The 23,346-nt window shown below is 63.8% G+C and carries 19 protein-coding genes; 12 read left to right on the forward strand and 7 right to left on the reverse strand.

Features of this window, described 5'->3' with window-relative positions; all coding sequences use genetic code 11:
* Positions 1 to 65: 65 nt before the first annotated feature.
* Together RS897_RS12515 and RS897_RS12520 are read left to right on the forward strand one after the other, a co-directional pair.
* A complete protein-coding gene (locus RS897_RS12515; RefSeq protein ID WP_315836858.1) occupies positions 66 to 983 on the forward strand; it encodes an AEC family transporter in 918 nt (305 codons plus the stop codon).
* A gap of 64 nt (positions 984 to 1,047) precedes the next feature.
* Positions 1,048 to 1,890, forward strand: a complete 843-nt coding sequence (locus tag RS897_RS12520; RefSeq protein WP_315836859.1) for an NAD(P)-dependent oxidoreductase — start codon at positions 1,048 to 1,050, stop codon at positions 1,888 to 1,890.
* An 81-nt stretch (positions 1,891 to 1,971) separates the two neighbouring features.
* On the opposite strand, the gene RS897_RS12525 is transcribed toward RS897_RS12520, so the two are convergent.
* Positions 1,972 to 2,856: an NmrA/HSCARG family protein gene (locus RS897_RS12525; protein ID WP_315836860.1), complete on the reverse strand. Its 885-nt coding sequence runs from the start codon at positions 2,854 to 2,856 to the stop codon at positions 1,972 to 1,974.
* A gap of 98 nt (positions 2,857 to 2,954) precedes the next feature.
* Between RS897_RS12525 and RS897_RS12530 the strand changes: the two genes are divergently transcribed.
* Positions 2,955 to 3,866, forward strand: a complete 912-nt coding sequence (locus RS897_RS12530; RefSeq protein WP_315836861.1) for a LysR family transcriptional regulator — start codon at positions 2,955 to 2,957, stop codon at positions 3,864 to 3,866.
* Between the two features lie 63 nt (positions 3,867 to 3,929).
* Here the strand turns inward: RS897_RS12530 and rpmB are convergent, their stop codons facing one another.
* A complete protein-coding gene (rpmB, locus tag RS897_RS12535; RefSeq protein WP_315836862.1) occupies positions 3,930 to 4,223 on the reverse strand; it encodes a 50S ribosomal protein L28 in 294 nt (97 codons plus the stop codon).
* Positions 4,224 to 5,001: 778 nt separating this feature from the next.
* Between rpmB and RS897_RS12540 the strand changes: the two genes are divergently transcribed.
* The 5 genes from RS897_RS12540 to RS897_RS12560 all read left to right on the forward strand — a co-directional run bounded on the left by RS897_RS12540 (position 5,002) and on the right by RS897_RS12560 (position 11,985).
* The gene (locus tag RS897_RS12540) at positions 5,002 to 5,814 is read left to right on the forward strand and encodes a DUF3108 domain-containing protein (protein WP_315836863.1); all 813 of its coding nucleotides are present in this window, start codon (positions 5,002 to 5,004) and stop codon (positions 5,812 to 5,814) included.
* A gap of 404 nt (positions 5,815 to 6,218) precedes the next feature.
* On the forward strand, positions 6,219 to 9,710 hold the full coding sequence (locus RS897_RS12545) for a helicase-related protein (RefSeq protein ID WP_407654475.1): 3,492 nt from the start codon (positions 6,219 to 6,221) through the stop codon (positions 9,708 to 9,710).
* Positions 9,711 to 9,902: 192 nt separating this feature from the next.
* The gene (locus tag RS897_RS12550; protein WP_315836865.1) at positions 9,903 to 10,211 is read left to right on the forward strand and encodes an RNA-binding S4 domain-containing protein; all 309 of its coding nucleotides are present in this window, start codon (positions 9,903 to 9,905) and stop codon (positions 10,209 to 10,211) included.
* A 126-nt stretch (positions 10,212 to 10,337) separates the two neighbouring features.
* Positions 10,338 to 10,676 carry a ferredoxin FdxA gene (fdxA, locus tag RS897_RS12555; protein ID WP_315836866.1) on the forward strand — a complete coding sequence of 113 codons (339 nt, stop codon included), beginning with the start codon at positions 10,338 to 10,340 and terminating at the stop codon, positions 10,674 to 10,676.
* Between the two features lie 274 nt (positions 10,677 to 10,950).
* Entirely contained in the window at positions 10,951 to 11,985 is a 1,035-nt protein-coding gene (locus tag RS897_RS12560; protein ID WP_315836867.1) for a CarD family transcriptional regulator, read from the forward strand.
* A gap of 229 nt (positions 11,986 to 12,214) precedes the next feature.
* Here the strand turns inward: RS897_RS12560 and RS897_RS12565 are convergent, their stop codons facing one another.
* Both RS897_RS12565 and RS897_RS12570 read right to left on the reverse strand, forming a co-directional pair.
* A complete protein-coding gene (locus RS897_RS12565; RefSeq protein WP_315836868.1) occupies positions 12,215 to 13,642 on the reverse strand; it encodes a M48 family metalloprotease in 1,428 nt (475 codons plus the stop codon).
* Between the two features lie 250 nt (positions 13,643 to 13,892).
* A complete protein-coding gene (locus tag RS897_RS12570; protein ID WP_315836869.1) occupies positions 13,893 to 14,657 on the reverse strand; it encodes a thermonuclease family protein in 765 nt (254 codons plus the stop codon).
* A gap of 293 nt (positions 14,658 to 14,950) precedes the next feature.
* Here RS897_RS12570 and RS897_RS12575 point away from each other — a divergent pair, with 293 nt between their 5' ends.
* The 4 genes from RS897_RS12575 to RS897_RS12590 all read left to right on the forward strand — a co-directional run bounded on the left by RS897_RS12575 (position 14,951) and on the right by RS897_RS12590 (position 19,998).
* Positions 14,951 to 16,180 carry an ABC transporter substrate-binding protein gene (locus RS897_RS12575; protein WP_407654547.1) on the forward strand — a complete coding sequence of 410 codons (1,230 nt, stop codon included), beginning with the start codon at positions 14,951 to 14,953 and terminating at the stop codon, positions 16,178 to 16,180.
* 70 nt (positions 16,181 to 16,250) lie between these two features.
* The gene (locus tag RS897_RS12580; protein ID WP_315836871.1) at positions 16,251 to 17,039 is read left to right on the forward strand and encodes an enoyl-CoA hydratase; all 789 of its coding nucleotides are present in this window, start codon (positions 16,251 to 16,253) and stop codon (positions 17,037 to 17,039) included.
* Positions 17,040 to 17,041: 2 nt separating this feature from the next.
* A complete protein-coding gene (locus RS897_RS12585; RefSeq protein ID WP_315836872.1) occupies positions 17,042 to 17,806 on the forward strand; it encodes a VOC family protein in 765 nt (254 codons plus the stop codon).
* Positions 17,807 to 17,847: 41 nt separating this feature from the next.
* On the forward strand, positions 17,848 to 19,998 hold the full coding sequence (locus RS897_RS12590; protein ID WP_315836873.1) for an acetate--CoA ligase family protein: 2,151 nt from the start codon (positions 17,848 to 17,850) through the stop codon (positions 19,996 to 19,998).
* Positions 19,999 to 20,087: 89 nt separating this feature from the next.
* Here the strand turns inward: RS897_RS12590 and RS897_RS12595 are convergent, their stop codons facing one another.
* From RS897_RS12595 to RS897_RS12605, 3 genes are read right to left on the reverse strand one after another with little or no spacing between them, the layout of a single operon-like run.
* Entirely contained in the window at positions 20,088 to 20,909 is an 822-nt protein-coding gene (locus RS897_RS12595) for an enoyl-CoA hydratase/isomerase family protein (RefSeq protein ID WP_315836874.1), read from the reverse strand.
* Between the two features lie 24 nt (positions 20,910 to 20,933).
* The gene (locus RS897_RS12600; RefSeq protein ID WP_315836875.1) at positions 20,934 to 22,097 is read right to left on the reverse strand and encodes an acyl-CoA dehydrogenase family protein; all 1,164 of its coding nucleotides are present in this window, start codon (positions 22,095 to 22,097) and stop codon (positions 20,934 to 20,936) included.
* Positions 22,098 to 22,122: 25 nt separating this feature from the next.
* A complete protein-coding gene (locus RS897_RS12605) occupies positions 22,123 to 23,181 on the reverse strand; it encodes an acyl-CoA dehydrogenase family protein (RefSeq protein ID WP_315836876.1) in 1,059 nt (352 codons plus the stop codon).
* Positions 23,182 to 23,346: the final 165 nt, after the last annotated feature.

Consider the following 23,346-nt stretch of genomic DNA (forward strand, 5'->3'; position numbering starts at 1 on the left):
CGGCAGCGATACGCAGCGGTGGAAGATTCGGTGAGAGAAGATCCCGCAGGAGAAAAGGCGTCAGCATGACCGTGACCATTCTCGCTCCGATCTTCACGCTGCTCGCCATCGGCTTCGCTGCGGCCAGGACCGGTCTTCTGACCGCGGAGGGCAATGCCGGGCTCCTGAAAACGGTGTCCTGCTTTGCCATCCCGGCCCTGCTGTTCCGCTCGCTTGCGGACGGCCGCGGCGGCTCCGGCAATGCCGAGATTGCGATTGTCTATCTCTGCGGCTGCGCGGCGCTGCTCGTGGTGGCGTTCATCTATGGTCGGATGGCGCTGCGGCTCAGCCTGGCCGAGTGCGTCGTCTTCGGCATGGGCGTCATCTATTCGAATTCGTCGTTGATCGGGGTGCCGATCGCCCAGGCCTTGCTCGGGCGCGAGGGCGTCGCACTGCTCAGCGAGATCATTGCCGTCCATACCCTGGTTCTGATTCCGGCGGCGACCCTGCTGTTGGCCTTCAGCGAGGGCGAGGGCCCCGGGCGTGTCTCGAAGGCTCTGGTGGCGGCGGTCAGCAATCCGATGACGCTGTCTCTCGCCGCTGGTCTTGCGTGGCGGCAGACCGGCGTTCCCCTGCCGGCGCCGCTGGACCATATCGTTGGTCCGCTCGCCGACGCCGCGCCGGCCATCGCCCTGATTGCGCTCGGTGCGACGGTCGCGCGCGTGCCTTTGCTGGCGACGTCGGCGGCTCCGTTCGCCTCGGTCGTGCTCAAGCTGGTCGTCCATCCGCTGCTGATCTGGACGATTGCGCGCAACATGGGCTTGCCGCACGATCAGACGCTGATCGCAACCGTCACCGCGGCGTTGCCGCCGGGCATTAACGTCTATGTGCTGGCCGCGCATTTTGGCCGCCATGCCGAGGATGCGGCGCGTTCGTTCGCCTTGGCGACGACGCTATCGGCGGTCAGTGTTGCCGTTGTCGTCCAAGCCTTTGCCTGGGGGTAGTAGATTTGACCGAACCTGCGGTGCCGTCCAAACCTGTGGCGCCGCTCAAAGCGAGGAGCCACACATGACACCTACGATTGCGATTATCGCGGCCGGTGCGATGGGCAGCGCTGTCGCCGCGCGCTTGACGCGGCACGGCGCCACGGTCCTCACCTCGCTTGAGGGACGTGGGCCCAAGAGCCGGGCGCGCGCCGAGGCCGCGGGCATGCGGCATGCCGACGACCAGCGCATTGTCGACGAAGCCAGCATGATCCTGTCGATCGTGCCTCCGGCCGAGGCGGGAGCGCTTGCCGAGCGTTTTGCCGCCCGGCTCGGCGCCGCCGCGCATGCGCCGATCTTTGTCGACTGCAATGCCGTCAGCGTCTCGACCATGGCCGGCATCGGCCGCAGCCTCGCGGGTGCCGGAGCGCGCCTGGTCGATGGTGCGATCATCGGTTTGCCGCCGAAGGGCGACGAGGCCGGTCCGACGTTCTATTTTTCCGGCGATGCGGCCGGCGAACTTAGGGGCCTGTCGGCCTATGGTCTCGATGTCCGCCTGGTTGATGGCCCCGTCGGGGCGGCTTCGGCGCTGAAACTGTCCTATGCCGGAATCACCAAGGGCCTGGTGGCGATCGCCACCGCGATGGTGCTGGCCGCCGATCGCGCCGGGGCGGGACCGGCGCTAAAGGCCGAACTCGCGGCCAGCCAGCCCCAGCTGTTCGCACGGTTCACCAGGACGTTGCCGGACATGTATCCGAAGGCCTACCGCTGGGTGGAGGAGATGCACGCCATCTCCGAATTCATCGGCGAGGACTTTGCGGAATCGGCGATCTTCATCGGCGCCGCCGGCCTCTACGAACGCATCGCGGCCGATGTCGACGGCGATCGCGCCGCCTGCCAGCGCATCGATGCGTTTCTCTCGGATTAGAGAAGCCGTACGGCAACATCTCTTCCCGCAAGCGCGGGGAGAGATGATACCGGTTACTTGGCGAAGTTCTCCCACATCAGCTCAGCCGCCAGACGGCGCCTGCTTGAGAACACTCCAGTCAAACCCGCGCGCCCAGTCGGCAAAACTGTGCCAGCGAATTTCGGGGAAATCTTTCTGCAAGGCGGCGATGTCGACATCGTAGCCGATGCGATCGAACCATTCCGACATCAGAGCGATATCCTCGCTTTGCTGGCGGATCACGGCGATCGGAATTTCCTGATAGCTGATCGGGTGGCCGATGGCTTGTGACAGGATCTTCGCCTGCTCTTCGCCGGACAACTCGTCCCCGGCGAAATCGAAACGTTTGCCGAACACCTGTTCGCGCCGCTCGACCAGAGCTGTGACGAAGGCGCCGATATCGGCGAGCGACACCAGTTGCAGCACGCGCCTGGGCGGCATTGCAAATGCGTGTGTGCCCCGGCGCAGGGCACCGAGCGACCACGGCGACACGGCGTTCTCCATGAAGGCCACCGGCGCGCTGATGGTGGTGGGAATGCCGAGCCCGGCGAGATGGGTCTCGACGCGATACTTGCTTTCGAAATGCGGAATGCCTGTTGTCTTGTTGGCGTCCGCAACCGACGAATAGATCAGATGCCCGACGCCGGCCGCCTTCACCGCATCGGCGGCAAGAATCCCCTGGCGGGCTTCTTCCTCCGCCCCGGCGGCCGGGCTGCCCATCAAAAACATTGTGTCGACACCGTTGGCCGCCTTTGCGAGGGAGGCCGTGTCGGCGAGATCGCCGGACATGATGTCGGCGCCCGCCGCCGCCAGCCGCCGCGCGGCATCGCCGTCCGGCTTGCGGGTCAGGGCTTTGACGCGGTGTCCCCGCGACAGCAGGGCCTGTGCCACCGCGCCTCCCTGCTGGCCGGTCGCGCCGGTAACCAGAACGCTTCGTTTGGTGCTCATGGGTTTGCTCCGTTGTCTCCAATGGAGGGGAGCTAAGGCCTGTCTTATTGATCCATAATTGCTTATAGTTGGAAAATACTGTCCCAAATTTGGCTACAATGCTGGATCTCAACGATATCGCCGTGTTTGCTCGTGTGGTGGAGGCCGGCAGTTTCACCGCCGCCGCGCGCCAACTCGGCATGCCGAAGACGACGGTCAGCCGCCGCATTGCCGAGCTCGAGCGTGAGATTGGCGTGCGGCTGCTTCAGCGCACGACGCGTAGCCTCAGCATGACGGACGCCGGGCGTCTCTATTACGAGCAGAGCAGCAGGGCCCTGCGCACCATCGAGGATGTGCATCGGCAGCTTGCGGACGCGAAAGCGGAGCCGTCCGGCACGCTTCGCATGTCAGCGCCCGTCGGCTTCGGCGATTCGTTCCTGACCGGCATGGCGTTCGACTTTCTTGCGACCTATCCCAAGACCAGGGTCGAGCTGGTGCTGACCGACGACAAGCTCAATCTGGTCGAGAGCGGTATAGATCTCGCTTTCCGCACCGGCATCCTGGCCGATTCCACGTTGATTGCCCGCAAGCTCGGCTCCACCCATCGAATCCTGTGCGCCAGTCCGGACTATCTTGCGCGCCACGGCACGCCGGAAGGGCCGGCGGATCTCGTGCGCCATCAGTGTGTCATCGCGGGTGCGTCGATAGCCAGTGCGCACTGGGTGCTCGACGGGCCGCGCGGCCAGGAAACGGTGACAGTCACCGGACGCTTTGCCGTCAATGAAATGCAGGCGGTGAGAGCCGCGGCGATTGCCGGCTGCGGCATCGCGCCGTTGCCGCGCGGGCCCGCAGAGGTCGCGATCAGGGAGGGGTGGCTGCGGCGTGTTCTCGGTGATTACACGACGCCGTCCGGCGGCCTTTATGTCGTGTACCCGAGCAGCCGGCACCTCTCGCCCACGGTCAAGGCCTTCATCGCACTTGCGGCCAGAAGAGTGAGCGAGCTCGGGATCGAGAGCGCTGCGGAAAAATAAGCTGAAAAAATAAAAAGGCCGGGCGAACCCGGCCTTGGTCGACAACAACAGTGGGTGTCGCGATCAGCTTGCCGCAGCCAGCTTCTTCTTCTCGATCTGGCGCTTGAGACCGAGCGCCTTCGGCGACAGCTCGTCGGCCTTCGCCTTGATCAGGAAGGCATCGAGGCCGCCGCGATGGTCGACGGTCTTGAGCGCGTTGGTCGAAACGCGCAGGCGCACGGAGCGGCCCAGCGTGTCGGAGATCATCGTGACGTTGCACAGGTTCGGCAGGAACCGGCGCTTGGTCTTGATGTTCGAGTGGCTCACCTTGTGACCCACCTGGGGTGATTTTGCGGTCAGTTCACAGCGCCGGGACATGGCGAAATCCTCTGTCGTCCCCGAAGCGGTCCGAGGCTCAATCCTCGACCTGCACGGGGGTTTAAAATCGTGTCCATTTCAGGAACCGCGGACCTATAGGGGGAGCGGCGGCGATCGTCAAGATAAAGCAGGCTTCCTAGTGTGCTGAACGCGAAGTTCCTGTGAGGGTGCGGCAGGCTCTTTCAGGAACTTCGCGTTCATAAAGCACACTAGAATCATAAGCTTGCTAGTGTCCTGATCGCTTCGCAAGTTCGTCGGAGGTCGCTGAGAACGCAACGAACTTGCGAAGCGGGACACTAGATGCGACGGAAATCGCCGGAACCCGTGATTTCGTGCGGTTTTAGCAGATCTACAGCCTGCGGGAAGCCGTTTTGCCCTAACATATTAACGACGCAATCGCCGCCGCATGATCGGGGCCTTCGGAAAGCGATATCTGTTTGACGACGCTTCGAATTTTACCTTATCGGGAAATGCTTTATTGCCGGTCGCTTTGTTTGTTGGAAACGACGCCTATATGGCCCTAGTGCCGCCGATCTGAAGTTCCTGCACCACTCGCGGCAAACTCATCCCAGGAACTTCAGATCGAAAAGCGGCACTAGAATCATAGATTTGCGAGTGCCCCTGATGCATCCGAAGTTCGTGTCAGAGAGTGCTGCGATGGATCACGAACTTCGGATGCGGGGCACTCGTGGGTGCGGAACAGGACTTGCCGTCGGTGGTGGTTTTTCGGATTTCTGAGCATTGCAGCCGGTCCGTCGTGGCCCGGTTTGGCGTGGCTGTGACGATTTTGGCCGTCTCCGTGACCTCGATCCTGGCCTGGACCGGGGCCGCCAGTGCGCAGGGGCGGCTCGATGCCCGCTACGAGGCTTCGCTGGCCGGAATTCCGGTCGGGAAAGGCACCTGGGCCATCGATATCGCCGACGACCAGTTCTCGGCCTCGGCCAATGGCGCTTCCACCGGCATCATGAAGGCATTTGCCGGCGGCCATGGCACCGGCGCCTCCCAGGGCCGCATCGTCAATGGTCAGCTCGCGCCGTCGAATTATGCGGCCACGATCGCCTCCGATAAGAAGTCCGAGACCATCCGGATCCTGTTGCTGGCCGGCAATATCAAGGACACCGTGATCGAGCCGTCACCGGAGCCGTCACCGGATCGCATTCCGGTGACCGATGCACACCGGCGCGGCGTGATCGATCCGATGACCGGCTCGCTGGTGCGGGTGGCGGGCAGCGGCGAATTGCTGGGCCCCGACGCCTGCAAATCCAACAACGCCATTTTCGATGGCCGGATGCGTTATGACCTGCGGCTGGACTACAAGCGGCTCGAAACCGTCAAGGTCAGGGGTTATCAGGGCCAGGTTGTGGTCTGCGCGATCTATTTCAAGCCGATCTCCGGATACATTCCGGAACGGGCCGCCCTCAAATATCTCGCGGCTCAGCGCGACATGGAGGTGTGGCTGGCGCCGATCGCCGGCACGCGCGTGCTTGCACCCCTCAAGGTCATGGTGCCGACCCCGATCGGCATGGCCGCGCTGGAGGCGACCCAGTTCGTCTCGACGGCGGTGGTGCGCACCACGGCCAAGACGCAATAGAGACGCAACAGGAACCCTATAAAAGATCCGATAGAACGGCGGCCGCGGCGGCAGGGCCGTGCAGAGAGCCGCCGAGGAACGATCAGCAAGGTGCAAGGAATCCTGTTGACTCTTGTCACGAAGGCGCGGCGCCCAGCAATTAACAATTGCGTAGAATTCCGCGTGCAGCTGAAAGGTGATGGACTTGATGTAGTGCCGAGTCGTCGGCGCGAGCGACGACATCTTGACGAGTCTTCCGTGTTCTCAACGCGAGTCAGCGATTCGGACGTGGTTCGTTCCGGACTCGTTCCCAACCTTAAGTTCAGCTTCGCTGGGCGTCACATTGTGAGACAACCCATTCCCGTGACTAACGTTTTCCAGACGTTTTAGATCGGGGTCACACCAAGCCGAGAATCGCTGCACGCATGCCTTTGTCGTCCAGGTCTTTGTCGTCGATGTCGTCATCTCTGCCGTCGCTTGCGAACGGGCGCGCTCCCGGCGCCGGTGTCACCGCTGTCCTCGGCCCCACCAATACCGGCAAGACCCATCTTGCGATCGAGCGGATGCTTGCGCATTCCTCCGGCATCATCGGCTTGCCGCTGCGCCTTTTGGCGCGCGAGGTCTATAACAAGATCGTCGCCCGGGTCGGTCCCGCCGACGTCGCGCTGATCACCGGCGAGGAGAAGATCAAGCCGCCCAAAGCGCGGTTCTGGGTTTCGACCGTGGAGGCGATGCCGCGCGACCTCGACGTGTCGTTTCTCGCCGTCGACGAAATCCAGATCGCCGCCGATCTCGAGCGCGGCCATGTGTTCACCGACCGGATCCTCAATCGCCGCGGCCGTGACGAGACGTTGCTGCTGGGCGCGGCCACCATGCGCCCGATCATCGAGCGGCTGTTGCCGGCCGCCAACATCGTTACGCGGCCCCGGCTGTCGCAGCTGATGTTTTCCGGCGATCGCAAGATCACCCGGCAGCCGCGGCGCACGGCCATCGTGGCGTTTTCCGCCGACGAGGTTTATGCGATCGCCGAATTGATCCGCCGCCAGCACGGCGGTGCCGCGGTGGTGCTGGGATCGCTGTCGCCGCGCACGCGCAATGCCCAGGTCGATCTGTTTCAGTCGGGCGATGTCGATTATCTGGTCGCCACCGACGCCATCGGCATGGGGCTCAATCTCGATGTCGACCACGTCGCGTTTGCCTCCGACCGCAAATACGACGGCTATCAATTCCGCCGGCTGACGCCGTCGGAATTCGCCCAGATCGCCGGCCGCGCCGGCCGTGCCACCCGCGACGGCACCTTCGGCACCACCGGCCGCTGCGAGCCGTTCGAACCCGAATTGGTCGACGCGCTGCAGAATCATGCCTTCGACAGCGTCAAGGTGCTGCAGTGGCGCAATGCGAAGCTGGACTTCTCGTCACTCGCCGCGTTGCAGGTGTCACTGGCGCAAACGCCGTCACACGAGGCGCTGACCCGCGCGCCGGTCGCCGAGGATCTGCGTGTGCTGGATCATGCCTCGCGCGACGGCGATGTCCGCGACATGGCGCAGGGCGCGGCCGCCATCGAGCGGCTGTGGGAAGCCTGCCAGATTCCGGATTATCGCAGGGTTGCGCCCGCGGCCCATGCCGAGCTTGTCACGACCCTGTATGGGTTCCTGATGCAGAAAGGGCGGATACCGGACGACTGGTTCGCCGCGCAAATCGCCCCGACCGACCGGACCGACGGCGATATCGACACATTATCCGGCCGTATCGCCCAGATCAGGACCTGGACATTTGCGGCAAATCGCCCCGATTGGCTGGCCGATCCGGAACATTGGCAGGAAATTTCGCGTTCGGTCGAAGATAAATTGTCAGATGCACTGCATGAACGGCTAACTGAGCGTTTCGTTGACCGCCGGACCAGTGTATTGATGCGCCGCTTGCGGGAAAACACGATGCTGAATACTGAAATTGGAAAGACCGGCGAAGTCGTTGTTGAGGGCCATGTCATTGGCCGCCTCGACGGGTTCATGTTTGCGCCGGATGCCGCCGAGGCGGGCTCCGAAGCCAAGGCTTTACAAGCCGCGGCCCTGAAGGCTCTGGCCGGCGAAATCGATGCACGCGCGGAAAAACTGTCGAAGGCGCCGGACGATCAGTTCGTGCTGGCGTCCGACGGCACGCTGCGCTGGACCGGCGACGCGGTGGCCAAGATCGTCGCCGCCGACGATGTGCTGCATCCGCGCCTTCGCATCATCGCCGACGATCGCCTGACCGGAGCGCCGCGCGATGCGGTGCAGGCCCGGCTCGATCTCTGGCTCAAGACCCACATCGAAAAGCTGCTCGGGCCGCTGTTCGAAGTCTCGAAGGCGGAAGACGTCACCGGCATCGCCCGCGGCATCGCATTCCAGCTGGTCGAGTCGCTCGGCGTGCTGGAGCGCCAGAAGATCGCGACCGAGATGAAAGATCTCGATCAGCCCTCGCGCGCGACGCTGCGCAAGTATGGCGTGCGTTTCGGCGCCTATCACATCTACATCCCCTCGCTGCTGAAGCCCGCCGCGCGCGGCATCGCCTCGCTGCTGTGGGCGCAGAAACTGGACAATGTGGATGCATCCGCGCTGTCCGGCGCGCAGCATCTGGCGTCCAGCGGACGCACCTCGTTTCCGGTCGACAAGGCGCTCAGCCGCGATGCCTATCGTGTGCTCGGCTATCGCCAGTGCGGCGAGCGCGCCGTGCGCGTCGACATCCTGGAGCGGTTGGCCGATCTGATTCGCCCCGCGCTGGCCTGGCGCGAGAACTCGCCGGGCGTAAAGCCGGGCGGCGCTTTCGATGGCCGCGGCTTCACCGTGACCCAGGCGATGACATCGCTGACCGGCTCGGCCGGCGAAGACTTTGCGTCGGTCCTGCGCGCGCTCGGCTATCGCATGGAAAAGCGACCGCCGTTGCCACCGGCGCCCGAAAAGCCCGTGGTCGCTGCTGCTGAGGATGCGGCCGCCCCGGTCGCGGACGATACAGCCGTTGTCGATGCCGGCTCTGGTGAGACTGTGGCAATCGATGCGGGCGAGACACCTGAGACAGAAACAGTCGAGGCCGTCGCAAGCGTCGCGGCGGAGCCGGAAGCCCCGGTGGCTGAAGCCGCCGCTGATGCGGTTGCGCCCGAAGCCGTTGCAACTGAAGAAGCTGTCGCATCTGAAGAGGCCGCCGCACCCGAAGCCATCGCCGATGGTGCATCTTCAGCTGGGGCGCTGGTCAATCCGTTCGAGAGCGCACCTGCCGTCGTCGAAACCGCTGGCGATACGCCGGTGGAGTCGCAGTCTGCGGAGCCCGCGGCCGACGTCACCGCCGAGCCTGCAATTGCCGAAGCTGCAGGCACCGAGCCGGCAGCCACCGAGGCTGCAGAAGCGCCGGCGGCAGAGGCCGTTGCCGCCGAGCCCGAACTGATCGAAGTCTGGCGTCCGGGTGGACGCTCGGAAGAACGGCGTCCGCGCCACGACCGCAATCAGCATCGCCGCCATCAACCTCAGGCAGCGGCCGGTGCGCCGGCTGGCGAGGGCGAGGCGCGGGAGCGTCCGGGGCGTGGCGATGGCCGGGGCCGGCGCGATCGCCGCGACGAATTCCGCAAGCTTCGCGCCGACGGACCTCGTCCTGATGCACCCCGTCCGGAGGGAGCGCCCGCCGCTGCCACGGATGGCGCCCAAGGCCGCCCGCCACGCGACAATGATCATCGCAAGCAGCGCGGACGGCCACCCGAAGGCTTCAAGGGCAAGTTCAGGGGCGGACAGCAGGGCCGCAATGACAGCCGCCCGGGGAACAACGGGCCGCGTCACGGACAAGGCAATCCGCCGCCGCGTGAGCGCGAGCGGCCGATCGACCCCAATTCGCCGTTTGCCAAACTGGCTGCCCTGAAGGAGCAGCTCACGGCGGCGCGCAAGGACGGTTAAACCTAGTGTGGCGTTTCCGAAATTCCCCTCACATCGCGGCGATCTCATCGAGGGAATTTCGGAAACATAAGCCACACTAGAATCTAAAGTTTTCGAGTGTCCTGATCGAATCCGAAGTTCGCTCCGAAAGTGCGGTTGAGTGATGCGAACTTCGGATTCGGGACACTGGCACACAGAGGACGACAGCGCCGCGTGGAGCGCCAGCGCATCGACAAATGGCTGTGGCATGCGCGGGTGGTGAAAACCCGCAGCGACGCGGCGTCGCTGGTAGCGAGCGGTCACGTTCGTCTCAATGGTGTGCGCGAGACGTCGCCTGGACATGGGGTCAAGCCGGGAGACGTGCTGACGGTGGCGCTCGACCGCACCGTTCGCATCCTCAAGGTCACGGGATTTGCCGAGCGGCGGGGTGATGCGTCGTCGGCCCGCGCGCTTTATACCGATTTGCAGAAGCCGGATCCGCAGAACGCGGAGAGTTCGGACCCGCAGGATACCGGCCCATAAAAGGTCGCCCCGGTAATAAGTTGCTTGGGTTGTCCGGGGGGTGACTGCTATGCAGTGCTTCCCTTGCGGCAGCGGGCGTCCTGCGCTACGCCATCGCAAGATATCTGACCCGTTCCGGAGCCTTGGATGACTTACGTCGTCACCGATAATTGCATCAAATGTAAGTACACGGATTGCGTCGAGGTATGCCCCGTCGATTGTTTCTACGAGGGCGAGAACATGCTGGTGATCCATCCGGACGAATGTATCGATTGCGGGGTTTGCGAACCGGAATGCCCGGCGGATGCGATCAAGCCGGATACCGAGCCGAATCTGGAAAAATGGCTTGAGGTGAACTCCAGCTATGCCAAGAGCTGGCCGAACATCACCCAGAAGAAAGACCAGCTTGCCGAAGCCGAAGAGTTTGACGGCCAGGAAGGCAAATTCGAGAAATTTTTCTCTACGAAACCAGGCAGCGGCGACTGATTATTACTGGTCGCCGGCGGAGTTAACCGGGCTCTGCCGCGATGATCCCGCCTAACGCGGCGGAATGATTCAACTTTTAACCCTACTTAATGAATGTGGCCTCATCCGCCACAATTGTTGCGTTGCACACCGGTCATAAATCATTGATTTTTGCGGGAAATGTGCTATTATAGCCACATTCGAGAAGCAGGACCCCGTGTCGGCTGCGTGTATGGCTACGCTGGGGTTTCCCCATAACCATTGAACAGGGGCGTGGCGGTTCCACGCGCAAGTTGTGGCCCACAAAACGCGTAACCAGAGTACCTCGAAAGCTGCGAAGAAACCCTCCGCAGCTGCCCGTAGCACTGCCAAAAACAGCTCTACCAAGAGTGGTGTCAAAACCAGCCGTGTCAAAACCCCTGCCAAAGCTTCAGCGAAGAAAGATTCACGGGTAGCGGCCTCAAAATCGACTGCCCACAAGGCGACAGTAAAGCCTGCGCCTGCAAAGTCCTCCAAAAATACAAGAAGTGAAATGCAAAAAACCTCTGCCAAGACCGTCAAGGCCGCTGTTTCGAAGGCACCTGCTCCTGCTCCGAAGGCTGCTGCCCCGAAAGCTCCGGCGCCGAAGGCTGCCGTTGTGACCAAGCCGCCGGTTGCTGCCGCCGCTGTGGCGAAGCCGCCGGCCAAGCCTGTGGCCGCCCAGCCGCGCGTCGAGGAGCCGAAGAAGCCGCTGACCCAGCGTCAGGGCTTCAAGACCAACGAGTTCGTGGTCTATCCGGCCCATGGTGTTGGCCAGATCCTCTCCATCGAGGAGCAGGAGATCGCGGGCGCCAAGCTCGAGCTGTTCGTGATCAATTTCATCAAGGACAAGATGACGCTCCGGGTGCCGACCGCGAAGGTCGCGCAGGTCGGCATGCGCAAGCTGTCCGAGCCGGCGCTGGTCAAGAAGGCGCTGGAAACCCTCAAGGGCCGAGCCCGCATCAAGCGCACCATGTGGTCGCGCCGCGCGCAGGAATACGAAGCGAAGATCAATTCGGGCGATATCGTCGCGATCGCCGAGGTGGTGCGCGATCTCTACCGCTCCGAGTCGCAGCCCGAGCAGTCCTACAGCGAACGCCAGCTCTATGAAGCGGCGCTGGATCGGCTGTCGCGCGAAATCGCCGTGGTCCAGCATGTGACCGAGACCGAGGCGGTGAAGGAAATCGAAGCGTCGCTCGCCAAGAGCCCGCGCCGTGGCGCCGTCAAGGCCGAGGCGGATGCGGAAGGCGACACTGACGCGGATGATGCCGACGGCGAGGATTCCGTCGCTGCCGAGGACGAAGCCGCGTAATCACGCGCTGCCAAGTTCAGAGATCAAAAGCCCGGCGGTGACGCCGGGCTTTTTTTGTCGGTGATCTTTTTAAGCCGCGCTTTCCGTCATTCATCCTCATGGTGAGGAGGCGCTCTTGCGCCGTCTCGAACCATGTGGCCCGAACGTCCCGGCCTCATCCTTCGAGACGCCCGCTCTGCGGGCTCCTCAGGATGAGGGATAAAGTCGGGTGTGAGGCAATAGAATAGGATCAATCCACCACGATCTTGACCCGGTCGCGGGCCTTGATGGTGTCCTTGGCGTCGAGGCCGTTGATGACCCGGAAGCGCTCGGTCTGGTGGTCGACACCGGCCATGCGATGCGACAGTGACTCGACCGTGTCGCCGGGCTGTACGTTGATCACCTTGATCCGCAGCGGCCGCGCCTCCTGCACCTCCGCCAGCGACAGGCGGCGGAACGAGTTGACGGTGTCACGGAAGCTGCGGTCGTTTTCATTGGTGCGCTGCCGGGCGGCGAAAATGAAGCGATAGACGTCGCTGCCGAAGCGCAAAGCATAGACCCGGAATTGCCATTGGTCGCCGCGCGCGACCGCCGTCGCGGCCGGGAAGCCGTTGACGGTGAGATCCTCCGTCGATGCCTTGTCGACGTTCTCCATCCAGCCGGAATTGAGGTATTCGCTGAGCGTCTGTTCGGACGGCACGCGCACCACGTCGAAGCGCATCGCCTGGCTGCCGCCTTCGCGCACGCCGACCACCGCCTGTGCCGTGTTTTCCAGCGTGAAACCGTCCGGCGACGTAAAGGTGAAGCCGAGTTTCGGATGCAGGAAACGACGGCCGCGGACAAAGCCTTCGCTCGGATCCTCGCCATAAACGATGTTGTCGATGGCGGCGAGATAGTCGTCGCGATCGCGATCGCCGGATTGCGGCGCTGAGTACTGCCGCGCATTGGCCTGCGCATTCTGGACGCGTTCCGGCGTTGCCGGATGCGACGACAGGAAATCCTGTGACCGCGGATCGATGCTGGAGCGTGGCGCCTTCAGCGCGGCGTTGCGCTCCATGGCGCTGAGGAAACGGGCGGCGCCATACGGATCGAAATGCGCGCGGGCGGAAATGCCGACGCCGATGCCATCGGCCTCGAATTCCTGGGCGCGCGAGAAACTCGCCATGGTGAGTTTGGACTTCGCCAGCGCCAGTGCGGTGAGGCCGGGATCGTCGCTCATGTCCTGCACGACGCGGGTGACGAGAGCGGCCTGCCGGGCCTGGTCTTCACGGATTGCCGCGTGCTTCGCCAGCACGTGCGCCATTTCATGCGACAGCACCGAGGACAGCTCGGAGGTATCGCTTGCCAGCGCAATCAGGCCGCGCGTCACATAAAGCTGTCCGGTCGGCAGCGCGAAGGCGTTGACCGCGCCGGAGTTCAGGATGGTGACCTTGTAGGACAGGTCCGGGCGCTCGGATGCCGCGACCAGTCGATCGACGGTCTTGGTGATCAGGGCTCCAAGCTTCGGATCGTCATAGGGCCCGCCATAGGCGGCCAGGATGCGCTCGTGTTCACGCTCGGCCGCCGGCGTCTGAACCACGGGTTTGGGAAATTTAGCTGTGCTGGAAACCGTCGGCGCCGCCGTCTGGAAACGAGTCGCATCGCCGCACCCGCCGAGCCCGAGCACAGCGGCCAGCACAACAGGCGCCGCAAATGCGCGGCCCGATCTCCTGTGCTGGGCATGCCCAAGTTCTCGACCTACCGTCGTCACGTTTCGACTGTCCTACCCAAACAGAATTGCCTACCCAAACAGATTTGCCTACCCAAGCAGAATTGCCTGCCCACCCAAAATTGTTGCGTATGCCACGCGGTACGCGACCCCAAAACTGAATTCACCAAACGATGAATCCAAACCGCGCTTTCGAGAGACTGCCGGCACCATCACGCGGCTACTTTTCACCAACCAGTTCAATCTGCCCCACCTGGAAGATGTCGATCCGCGGGCCTCCGCGCAATTCCACCCAACCACGCACGCGAACTTGCCGGTTTTCGAGTGATTTCGGCGCCAAACCGGCCGTTTCTAACGCTGTTATCATGCGCCTTGAAATAGTCGCGGCAAAGCCTTCTGTCCACCGGCGGCCAAAATTGACATAAAATGTCGCTCCGGCCTGGCGTACTGACAAAACCTTGCCTTCCACCACAACGAACTGCCCCACCAGAGGCAAAATATCGCCCGGTCTTTCCGCGTTTTTTAAGGCAGTCCCAGCGGCCCAGACACCCAGGCGGGATTTTCGTGCACCGGCCTCCGCCTGCATCAGATCCGCGGCGCAGGCACGGTCGGCCATTACGCCGGAAAACAGCGCATATCCCTGCTTGAGCAAGTCGAGTTGCACGGGGCTGTCGGCGTTGTCGAGGAAGACCAGCGCCGGTTGCCGGCCGTAGCGATCCGGCGTGTCGTCAGCGCCCTGCAAGCGAATGTCGCGGCTCTCGAGCAGGGCCGCGAGCTGTGCGGTCGACTTCGCTTGTCCAGGTGCCGGCTCGATGGCGGCGAGGCGAATCTCGCGGCCGTCGGTGAGGCGAAACGTGCGGGCGTCGATCACGGCGCCGACGCGTCCCTCACCCTGCGGCTCGAAACTGCAGGCTGCTTCGCCCGTCGTGGTGGCGACCACCACAAGCCATGCTGCGAGCAGCAGACGGCTTTTGCGATGTCCCACGGTGGCTGGTCTCCGACGTTGGCGCCGCGATGTCGCGTCAACGACGCGTCATCGCAACTCTACGCGCGATCGTGCGCAACGGCTATTCCGCTTTGCGGAAATTGGTGGCGTCATTTGCAGCGAAAAGACCCCGACATCGTAATGCGTTCAGGTCGTGTCACTGTCATTGCGCGCATCTGCTGATTCCAAACAAGTGTTTGGCTTGCTGCCCTTCCGCGGTTGCGGCATGATCCGCGCAACAAAAAAAAGGCGTCGCGCAATGCGATGCCGGAGGAGGGGAAGAAAAGATGTCCATGCTGAAGTCCGTGCTGAAATCATCATTGTTGACCGCTCTCGCATCCGCCGCACTGCTGGCGGCGCCGGCGAATGCCCAGGACAAGCTGCTTCAAGACAAGCCGCTCAAGCTCGGCGCCATTCTCGACATGTCCGGGCTCTATGCCGACATCACCGGTGTCGGCAGCGAAACCGCGGCGAAGATGGCGGCGGAGGATTTCGGCGGCCAGGTGCTGGGCCGCAAGATCGAGATCATCGCCGCCGATCATCTCAACAAGGCGGATCTTTCCGCCAACATTGCGCGCGACATGCTGGACAATCAGGGCGTAGAAGCGATCATCGACGTTGCGGCCTCCGCCACCGCGCTTGCGGCCGGCGAGATCGCCAAGGCGCGCAACAAGATCATCATGTTCAACGGCCCGGGCTCGATCCGCCTCAGCAACGAAGCCTGCGGTCCATATACCGTGCACTATGTGTTCGACACCTTCGCCCAGGCCAATGTCACCGGGCTTGCCACGGTGAAGCAGGGGCTCGACAGCTGGTTCTTCCTGACCGCGGATTATGCCTTCGGCGCCGATCTGGAGAAGGACACCAGCAATGTGGTGCTGAAGTCCGGCGGCAAGGTGCTCGGCAATGTCAAGCATCCGCTCAACACGTCGGATTTTTCGTCGTTCCTGCTGCAGGCGCAGGGCTCCAACGCCAAGGTGATCGGCCTCGCCAATGCCGGCGGCGACACCATCAACGCCATCAAGCAGGCGGCCGAGTTCGGCATCACCAAGAGCGGCCAGAAATTGTCGCCGCTCTTGGCATTCATCACCGACATTGACAGCGTCGGGCTGCCGACCGCCCAGGGCCTGTTGCTCGCTGAAGCCTTCTACTGGGATCTCAACGACGAGACCCGCGCGTTCTCCAAGCGCTTCATGGAGCGGGTGAAGCGTCCGCCGACATCGGCGCAGGCCGGCGTCTATTCGTCGGTCACGCATTATCTCAAGGCAGTGAAGGCCGCCGGCACCACCGACTCCGCCGCGGTGATCAAGGTGATGAAGGAGACCCCGATCAACGACATGTTCGCCAAGAACGGCCGGATCCGGGAAGACGGCCGCATGGTGCACGACATGTACTTGTTTGAAGTGAAGTCGCCGTCGGAATCCAAAGGGCGCTGGGACGACTACAAGCTGCTCGCCACCGTGCCGGGTGAGCAGGCGTTCCAGCCGCTGTCGGACTCGCGCTGCCCGCTGGTGAAGAAATAAGCCGCCGCTGGCCGCGCCGGCGCACCGTCAAGAACCAACAACAAGAGAGACTCTTAAAAGGAAGTATTGCATGACCGATATCGTGCTCCAGCATCTCGACCGCGGGCTTCTGACCATCACCATGAATCGTCCCGAGCGCCGCAATGCGCTGAATGCCGAGATGACCCAGGGGCTGGTCGAGGCGGCGCGTCGTGCCGCTGACGACAGCGAGGTGCGGGCGGTGTTGCTGAAAGGGGCGGGCGGCACCTTCTGTGTCGGCGGCGACGTCAAGGCGATGGCGAGCACGACCGAAAACCCGTCGCTCGAAGCCAAGGTGACGCGGCTGCGCCGCGGCATGGAGGTGTCGCGTATTCTCCACATCATGCAGAAGCCGGTGGTGGCGCAGATCGACGGCGCGGCTGCCGGCGCCGGGCTGTCGATCGCCCTGTCGTGCGATCTGCGCGTCGCCTCGGCGTCCGCCAAGATCACGACCGCGTTCGCCAAGGTCGGTTATTCCGGCGACTATGGCGGCACATACTTCCTCACCCAGCTGCTCGGCAGCGCCAGGGCGCGTGAGCTCTATCTGCTGTCGCCGGTGCTGACAGCCCAGGAGGCGCTGGCGCTGGGCATGGTGACGCGGGTGGTGCCGGATGCGGAGATCGATGCGGCCGCTCATGAGCTTGCGCTATCGCTGGCCCAGGGCCCATCCGTGACGCTCGGCTACATCAAAAAGAACATCAACAACGCCGAGCACCTGTCGCTCGAAGCCTGCTTCGATGCCGAGGCGTTGCACCATTCGCGCTGCTCGGAGACGGCCGATCACAAGGAAGCCGCCAAGGCGTTCGTGGAAAAGCGCGCCGCCGTATTTAAGGGACATTGAACGTGACCCCCGGCTTGCGGCTGCGCCAGATCTGCCTCGTTGCGTCCCACATTGAGCCAGTGGTCGGCGATATCGCAGGCATCATGGGCCTCGATGTCTGTTACCGCGATCCCAATGTCGGCAAATACGGGCTGGAAAACGCGCTGCTGCCGGTCGACACCATTCTGCTTGAGGTCGTGGCTCCCGTTCAGGACGGCACCGCCGCCGGACGGTTTCTGGACAAGACCGACGGCCGCGGCGGCTACATGGCGATTTTCTCCTGCGACGATCCCCGGGAACGGGGGGGCAACGCCGAACGCCTGGGCGTGCGCACCGCGCATGTGATCGATCGTCCGCCTTACCTTGGTGTGCAATTGCATCCGCGCGATTGCCGTGCCGCCTTTATCGAGTTCAATCACATGGCCGGTGGCGATGATCCGCGCGGAGCCTACGCGCCCGCGGGACCAGACTGGCACACGGCGATCCGGCAGGAGCGCACGCGCAGGCTGGTGGCTGTCGAGATGCAGAGCCCCGAGCCCGCCGGGCTCGCCGCGCACTGGAGCGCGATTCTCGGTGCAGCTCTGCAAACGGAAGCGGATGGTCGTCCGGAAATCGCACTGGTCAATTGCACGCTGCGGTTCGACAATGGTCCGGTGGATGCGTTGAGCGGCCTGGTGTTCGAGGCGGCGGATGCGAACGCGATCAGACAGGCCGCTCACGCCAGAGGATATGCCGTCACTGCCGATGCATTCACGATCGGAGGTGTGGATTTCCGCATCTCGTCCTGATCAACAGGTCGAACAACAAAAAGAATAAGGACCATGACTCGATGACTCCGGCGCCAAGCGAAACCACCCTGCAGCATCCGCTCGACAGCTTCTTCTCACCCTCCAGCATCGCCATCATCGGAGCCTCGCGCGAGGCGACCAAAATCCCGGGTATGCTGCTGACTTTCCTGCGCCGCAACGGCTATGCCGGCGCAATTTTCCCGGTCAATCCACGTTATGACGAGATCGATGGGCTGGCCTGTCATCCTTCGGTCGCGGCGATTGGAAAGCCGATCGACCTCGCCATTGTCATCATCCCGGCGCAGCATGTGCTTGGCGCGCTGGAGGAGTGCGCGGCGGTGGGCGTCAAGAATGCCGTCATCATCTCGTCCGGCTTTGCCGAAGGCGGCGGCGACAGCGCCGATGTGCAGGGGGACATCGCGGCACTGGCCCGGCGCACCGGCATGCGGATTTCCGGGCCCAACGCCGAAGGCTTCTACAACGAGATGAAGCGCGTGGCGGCGACCTTCAGCCCGACGGTCGACGTCAAACCGGATGCGCCGCGGCTGATCGCGACACGCAAGCGGATCGGGATTGTGGCCCAAAGCGGCGGCATCGGTTTTGCGATCTACAACCGCGCCAAGGCGCTGGGTGTTGCCACAAGTTATGTGGTGTCGACCGGCAACGAGGCCGATCTCGCCGCGGGCGAAATCCTCGACTACATGGTGCGGGATGCGTCGACCGACGTCATCCTGCTGTTCATTGAAGGCATTCGCGACCCCGACAATTTCGTTGCAGCTGCGGCGCGCGCCGCCGAAGTCGGCAAGCCTATCATCGTGTCCAAGGTCGGGCGCACCAGTGCGGGCGAACGCGCCGCCGCTTCCCACACCGCCAGCATGGCCGGGTGGAATGCCGCCTATGATGCGGTGTTCGCCAAATACGGCCTGATCGCCGCCCACGACATCGATGAAGCGGTCGCGATCGCGGCCGCTCTCGCCTCCAGTCCGCGGCCCAAAGGCGATCGCGTCGCAGTCGTGACCGTGTCCGGTGGCGCCGGCGCCTGGGTTGCGGACACGCTGGCCAGCGAAGGGCTAACGATCCCGGAATTGTCCGAGCCGCTGCAGGCCGAGATTCGCGCGTTGATCCCGTCCTATGGCTCGCCGCGCAACCCCGTCGACATCACTGCCCAGGCGGTTCACAGCGGCGGCCTGCAGAAGATCATCGAGATCCTGTCGCGCTCCGACGAGATCGACATCATCGTGCCGGTGCTGTCGCTGTCCAGCGAAACGCGGATGCCGCTGAAGATTCCCGAGATCAAGCCGGTGATCGACGCGCAGCTGAAGCCGATTTTGCTCCACTCCTACACACTGCCGTCGTTGTTCGCCCGCGATGGGCTGGGACAGGCCGGCATCGTGGTGTTCCACGGCCTGGCGCCGCTCGGCCGCGCCGCACGCCAGATGGTGCGGCGGGCGAACTTTGTTGTCGCTCCGCCCGCTGCGATCGACGAGGCGTTGCCCGCGGCGGCGGGGTCTCTCGACCGGCTGTCCGGCGGCCTGTCCGAATATGAAAGCAAGCAACTGCTGCGCGATTGCGGCGTCTCGCTGCCCGATGAGATTCTGGTGCGCAGCCGGGCTGAGCTCGACGCCGCACTCACGCGGGTGGGTTTCCCACTGGTGATGAAAATCCAGTCGCGGGACATTCCGCACAAGAGCGAGGTCGGCGGCGTGCGCGTCAACATCGCCAGCGCCGATGAAGCGGCCAGCGCCTACGATGCGCTGCTGGACAGCGCGCGGCGTCATTGTCCGGGCGCGAACATCCAGGGCGTTCTGGTCGGCCCGATGGCCAAAAAGGGCGTCGAGATCATCGTCGGCACCGTGCAGGACGCGACCTTCGGCCCGGTGGTGATGGTCGGCCTCGGCGGCATCGCCACCGAACTGTTCAAGGATGTGGTCTATCGCCCGGCGCCGATCGGCGAAGGCGAGGCGATCGCGATGCTCGACGAGCTCAAGTCGGCGCCGTTGCTGCGGGGCTTCCGTGGCGCACCGAAAGCCGATGTCCAGGCGCTGGCGCGCTTGATCGCGCGCCTCTCGCAGCTGTCAGCCGGATTGCGGCAAGTGTCGGAGATCGAGGTCAACCCGGTGATGGTGCACCCCGAAGGCGAGGGGGTCACCATCCTCGATGCGCTGGTGGTCGGGGCGTCGGCGAAGGCGTAGGCTCGTAGCCCGGATGAGCGAAGCGACATCCGGGACAAACGCTCAGCATCCCCGGATGTCGCTTCGCTCATCCGAGCTACTAGCGGCAATCACCGCCGCTTGAAGTTCGGCACCCGGCGTTCTTCCGTGGCCTTGACGCCTTCCTTGAAGTCTTCGGTGGCGCGTAGCCGAGTCTGTTCGGCGAGTTCGTGGTCGGTGGCGGCCTTGACGCGGTCTGCCAGGCCCTGGCGCAGGGTGGCGCGTGTCGACTCGACACCGAGCGGCGAGCATTCGGCGATTTCGGTGGCGAGCTTGATGGCTTCCGCGCGCACCTGATCCTGCGGCACCAGCACCGAGGCCAGCCCCATCTTGAAGGCATCCTCGCCGGTGACACGGCGGCTGGTGTAGAACATCAGCGCCGCATTGGTCTGGCCGACCGCTTCGGGCAGCGTCACCGTGAGGCCGAAGCCCGGGTGGAAGCCGAGCCGGGTGAAGTTGGCGGCGAAGCGCGCTTCGGGGCAGGTGACGCGGAAGTCCGCCGACATCGCCAGTCCCAGCCCGCCGCCGATGGCGGCGCCATGCACCGCGGCTATGATTGGCTTCTTGGCGCGGAAGATACGCACCGCTTCCAGATAGAGATGGTTGATCGGGCCGAGATTGGTGGCCGGATCGCCTTTACCCGACGGCGCATCGGCTTCCTTGCGCTCGGGATCGCCGAAATTGGCGCCGGCGCAGAACGCCTTGCCCTGCGCCGCCAGCACCACCGCGCGCACGCTCGAATCGCTATCGATCTCATCCAGCGCGTCGGCGATCTGGCGGATCAGCAGGATGTCGAAGAAGTTCAGCGGCGGGCGGCGGATCTCGATGGTGGTGACAAAGCCGGTCTTCTCCAAACTAATGTCTTTGAAGCCGATGTCTTTTGGGGCGCTCATGTGGTGTCCTTCAAATGGTGATGTTCAGCGCAGTCCAAGCCCGCGCGCGATGATGCCGCGCAGCACCTCGGTGGTGCCGCCCTGGATGGTGAGTTTGGGGGCGAGCTTGATGGCGAAATCGAGCTGCCGGTCCAGCGTCTCGTGATTGGAGACATCGGGCTCGACGAACGCGGCGAGGTTGCGCACCCGATGCGGCAACTGCTGCTCCCAGATCGTGCCGATATCCTTCACGATGGAGGCTTCCACCACCGGCTCCTTGCCGGCCTGCAGCATGCCGGCGACCGACACCGACATCCGCCGCATGGTGTGCAGTTGTGCCACCAGTCTGCCGACGCCTTCCGCGCCGCGCACGTCCGGCGTCTTGCCCAGTGCGCGGACCAGTTCGGTCAGCACATAATGCGTTTCGAGAAAGCGCTCCGGGCCGCTGCGCTCATAGGCCAGCTCGCTGGTCGCCTGTTTCCAGGCGCCGTCGATCTCGCCGAGCACATGGTCGTCCGGCATGAAGGCGTCCTGGAACACCACCTCGTTGAATTCGTGCAGGCCGCTCATCTGGCCGATCGGGTTCACTGTAATGCCCGGGGTCTTTTTCATGTCGACCAGGAATTGGGTCAGGCCGTGCCGGCGATTCTCCTTGGTCGGCTGTGATGTTCGGAAGATGCCGAGCATGTAGTCGGCGATATGCGCCGACGTGGTCCAGATCTTGGTGCCGTTGAGCAGCCAGCCGCCGTCGGTCCTGGTGGCTTTGGCTTTGGCCGCGAACAGATCGGAGCCGGAATTCGGCTCGCTCATGCCGATGGAGAAGCAGACCTCGCCGCGGCAGATCCGCGGCAGGATATCTAGCTTGATCCGCTCCGGCGCATACTTGATCAGCACCGGGCCGCTCTGGCGGTCGGCGACAAAGAAACGCCGCGTCGGCGCATTGGCGACGCGCATTTCCTCGGTCACCACATAACGCTCCAGGAAGCTGCGCTCATGGCCGCCGTATTTCTTCGGCCAGGTCATGCCGATCCAGCCGCGTTCGCCGACGCGGCGGCTGAAATCAGGCACATCGGTGTCTTCGGTCTGCGGCCGGTGCGGGTCGAACGTCCCGTTGGAAATTTCCTCGGCCAGAAACGCGCGGACTTCCTTGCGCAGCGCCTGGCATTCGGGTGGCAGGCGGATCGGATCGAAACGCAGCGCGGCGGTCATGACAATTGCTCCAGATCAAATGCGCTCATCGTGACGCCACCAGCGGCCAGAGTTCATCGGCGCCAAGTGCTGCCACGCGATTGCCGAGTTCGACCGCCCAGTGGCTTTCATGGCCGAAATCGTCGCGCCAGCCGAGCGCGCGCAGCGTAAAGCGATGCAGGATATGTTCGTCGGTGAAGCCGATCGCGCCATGCACTTGATGGGCGATGGCCGCTCCGGTCTCGGCGGCTTCACCGCAGCGGATTTTCGCTGCCGCTGCTTCCAGGAACAGCGCATCCTGCGGTGCGGAGTGGGCGAAGGCATCGGCCGCCGAGCCTGCCGCGGTCACCGCAGCGGCGACTTCGCCGGCCAGCCTGGCGAGATTGTGCTGCACCGCCTGGAATTTTGAGATCGTCTTTTCGAACGCGACACGTTCGCCGGAATAACGCACGGAGATCTCGAGCGCCGTTTCCAGCGCGCCTGCAATCTGCAGGCTGCGCGTTACGGCGCCCATCAGCAGCACCGACGTCTGGTCGAAGCCCGCCGGCGCCTTGGTTAGCGTGACCGGCTTGCTGCGATCGAAGCTCACAATGTCAGACGGTTCGCCTGCGAGGTTCTTGCCGGCAACAATCTGGCAAGCGGAGGCGGCGACGAGTGCGATCGAGGCGCCCGACGGTCCACTGGCGATCACGGCGATATGGCCTGTGTGTTTCGCGAACGGTACGCCGCGGGCGCGGCCGCTCAGCGTGCCGTCGTCATTGAGTGTGATGCGATCCCTGGGATGGCTCGGCGCGACCGTCATGGCGCCCGCGGGCGATGAAATCTTGCCCTGCGCCAGCAGCCAGCCCGCAAGCATGGTTTCCGCAAGCGGCACCGGCACCGCCGCGCGTCCCGCGGCCTGCAGCACGCCGAATCCATCCGCGAGTTCTGCGCCCGATCCGCCGCACTCTTCCGGCACCCACGACAGCGTCAGCCCGGCGTCGGTGAGAGCCGACCACAGCGGCGTGGCCCAGTCGGTGTTCGATTTGATGATGGTCTGGGCATCGGCGAGATCCGCAAAGATCCGCGCCGCCGTCTCGACGATGATGTTGTCAGTTTCCGACACAGACTTCTCCCGGGCGAGACACCTTCTCATCCTGATCGATGCGGGCCTGAGCACGCGCATCGATGACGGGACGGGTCTTTCGCATTGTTGCCGGCACAATGGGGAAAAGCTTGGGACCTGACAAGCTTGCTCGTCGCAAGGCCGCCTGCGGACAGGACATGCAGT

It is taken from the genome of Bradyrhizobium prioriisuperbiae, assembly GCF_032397745.1.
In the GTDB taxonomy this organism is placed as follows: domain Bacteria; phylum Pseudomonadota; class Alphaproteobacteria; order Rhizobiales; family Xanthobacteraceae; genus Bradyrhizobium_A; species Bradyrhizobium_A prioriisuperbiae.